Source organism: Zavarzinia sp. (assembly GCF_041650655.1).
GTDB lineage: Bacteria > Pseudomonadota > Alphaproteobacteria > Zavarziniales > Zavarziniaceae > Zavarzinia.
The window spans coordinates 1-3,287 of sequence record NZ_JBAZKR010000222.1; the positions used below are offsets into that span (position 1 = coordinate 1).

Annotated in this window: 2 protein-coding genes; both read right to left on the minus strand. The window is 66.0% G+C overall.

Annotation, left to right across the window (positions count from 1 at the left end; translation table 11 throughout):
* A partial coding sequence (locus WC493_RS22560; protein ID WP_373068765.1) for an indolepyruvate ferredoxin oxidoreductase family protein occupies window positions 1-2,352 on the minus strand: 2,352 nt, incomplete at its 3' end.
* A gap of 84 nt (window positions 2,353-2,436) precedes the next feature.
* On the minus strand, window positions 2,437-3,287 hold an 851-nt coding region (locus WC493_RS22565), incomplete at its 5' end, for an FAD-linked oxidase C-terminal domain-containing protein (RefSeq protein WP_373068767.1).

Sequence of the window (3,287 nt, forward strand, 5' to 3'; positions counted from 1 at the left end):
ATCAGGATCGTCGCAGATGCGCACATGGGAGAACACCGCGCCGCCTTTTTGCGCGAGCCCGGTCATGTCGAGCACCGTGACGCCCTTGCCGTCGATGTGCGCCGCCATGCCGATCAGGGCGCCGATAGTGACCACGCCGGTGCCGCCGACGCCGGTGATCAGGATGCCGTAGGGCTTTGTCGTTGACGCAAGAGTCGGCGCCGGCGGCACGCCGAATGAATCTCCTCCTTGGCTTGAACCGGACAGGCCGCGGCCCTTCTTGACACCGCCGCCCAGCACCGAAACGAAACTCGGGCAGAAGCCCTTCTCGCACGAGTAGTCCTTGTTGCAGGCGGACTGGTCGATCGCGCGCTTGCGGCCGAATTCGGTTTCCACCGGAACCACGGCGAGGCAGTTGGACTGCACGCCGCAATCGCCGCAACCTTCGCAGACGGCTTCGTTGATGAACAGGCGGCGCGGCGGATCGATCATTTTGCCGCGCTTGCGGCGGCGGCGCTTTTCGGCGGCACAGGTCTGATCGTAGATGATGGCCGAAACGCCGGGGCATTCGCGCATCTCGCGCTGGATCGCGTCGAGCTCGTCGCGATGGCGCATCGGCACGCCGTGCGGCAGATCCGGGTGGCCATAGGCGCGCGGCGCGCCGTCGGTGACGACGACGACGTGATGCACGCCTTCCGCGTGCAATTGGTGGGCGATCTGCGGCACGGTCAGATTGCCGTCGACAGGCTGACCGCCGGTCATGGCCACGGCATCGTTGTAGAGGATCTTGTAGGTGGCGTTGACCCCCGAGGCGACGGCGGCGCGTATCGCCAGCGAGCCCGAGTGGAAATACGTACCGTCGCCGAGATTGACGAAGACATGCTTCTGCTCGGTGAAGGGCGCCTGCCCCATCCATGCGGCACCTTCGCCGCCCATGTGCGAAAACGTGGTCGTGGAACGGTTCATCCACAGCACCATGAAATGGCAACCGATGCCGGCCAATGCGCGCGAACCTTCCGGCACGCAGGTCGAGCTGTTGTGCGGGCAGCCCGGACAGAAGTAGGGTGTGCGCGCGATCTGGATCACCGGTGCGGCGGAGCGTTCCTTCGCCTCGATCACCGCCAGGCGTTCGCGAATGCGCGGCGAAGTGAAGTGGCGGCCGATGCGGTCGGCGATGACGCGCGCGATTTGCGCGGGCGACAGCTCGCCCGAGGCCGGCAGCAGCCAGCGGCCGTTGGGCAGGGCCCATTCGCCCTTCTCGTCGAATTTGCCGATCACGCGCGGGCGCACGTCCTCGCGCCAGTTGTAGAGCTCCTCCTTGAGCTGGTACTCGATCAACTGGCGCTTTTCTTCTACCACCAGGATTTCTTCCAGCCCTTCAGCGAAGCGGCGCACGCCGTCGGATTCGAGCGGCCAGACCATGCCGACCTTGTAGAGGCGGATGCCGATCTCGGCGGCGAGCGCGTCGTCGATGCCCAAGTCATCGAAGGCCTGGCGTACGTCGAGATAGGATTTTCCGGTGGTGATGATGCCCAAGCGGGGATTGGGCGCATCGATGACGACCTGATTCAGTTTGTTGGCGCGGCAATAAGCCAGCGCCGCATAGAGTTTGTGGTCGAGCAGCCGCGCTTCCTGCAGCAGCCGGTCGTCCGGCCAGCGGATGTTGAGGCCGCCTGCCGGCAAGGCATAATCGTCGGGCAGCACGATGCGCACGCGGTCCGGCGAGATATCGACCGAGGCCGATGACTCGACGGTATCGGCCACCGCCTTGAAGCCGACCCAGCAGCCGGAGTAGCGGCTCATCGCCCAACCGTGCAGTCCGAGGTCGAGATAGTCCTGCACGCCCGCCGGCACCAGCACCGGCATCATCGCCGCCTTCAAAGCGTGCTCCGACTGGTGGGCGACGGTGGATGAACGCGCGGCGTGGTCGTCGCCGGCCACGGCCAGCACGCCGCCGTGCTTCCAGGTGCCGGCGGAATTGGCGTGCTTGAACACGTCGCCGCAGCGATCCACGCCCGGGCCCTTGCCGTACCACATGCCGAAGACACCGTCATGCTTGGCGCCGGGCGACAGATTGACCTGTTGTGTGCCCCACAGCGCCGTAGCCGCGAGGTCTTCATTGACGCCGGGCTGGAACACGATCTGGTTCTGGCCGAGATGCGACTTGGCCTTCCACAGTGCCTGATCGAGTCCGCCCAGAGGCGAGCCGCGGTAGCCGGAGACGTAGCCGGCGGTATTCAGTCCGGCCAGTGCGTCGCGTTGTCGTTGCAGCAGCAGCAGGCGAACGAGGGCTTGGGTGCCGGTAAGAAAGACCCGGCCTTGGCTGAGGGCGTATTTGTCCTCGAGGGTGATGTTGCGCAGTGGCGCGTTCATGAGGCTGCTCCTGAATCTTGTTGGACGTCGGATGTCGGAGATGCGGCGGCCTTGTGGGCCGCGCATCATGCCTGCCCTCCCCGGTCAGGACGGCGGCAGAATCTTACCCGGATTCAGGATGTTGTCGGGGTCGATGGCGCGCTTTATCGTGCGCATCAGGTCGATCGCCACGTCGCCGTGCTCCAGCGCCATGTAGGGCTGCTTGCCGATGCCGATGCCATGCTCGCCGGTGCAGGTGCCGTCCATGCGGATCGCGCGTTTTGCCAGGCGCGAGGCGAAGCCTTGGGCGCGGGCCAGGTCGCCCTCGTTGTCGGGGTCGACCAGCAGGAGAATATGGAAATTGCCATCGCCGACATGGCCGACCAGCGGGCCCGCCAGGTTGGCGGCATTCTCGTCCAGGTCGCGGAAGGTTTCGTCGACGCAATCGGCCAGCATCGAGATCGGCACGCAGACGTCGGTGGTCAGGGCGCGGCAGCCCGGCTTGAGGCCGAGGCCGGCGTAATAGGCATCGTGCCGCGCCTGCCACAGGCGGCTGCGGTCCTCAGGGCGCGTCGCCCATTCGAAATCCTGCCCGCCATGTTCGGTGGCGATCTCCTGCACCGTCTCGGCCTGCTCCTTGACGCCGGTCGGCGAGCCGTGGAATTCGAAGAACAGGGTCGGCGCCTCGCGCAGCGTGGTCTTGCTGTGGCGGTTGATGGCGGTGATCGCCAGCTTGTCCAGCAGCTCGATGCGTGCCACCGGGACGCCGAGCTGAATGGTCTGGATCACGGTGCGTACCGCGGCCGCGAGCGTGGGAAAGGTACACACCGCGCTGGAGATGGCCTCGGGGACCGGATAGAGCCTGACCGTCAGTTCGGTGATGATGCCCAGCGTGCCTTCGGAGCCGACCATCAGGCGCGTCAGGTCGTAGCCGGCCGCCGATTTGCGGGCGCGGC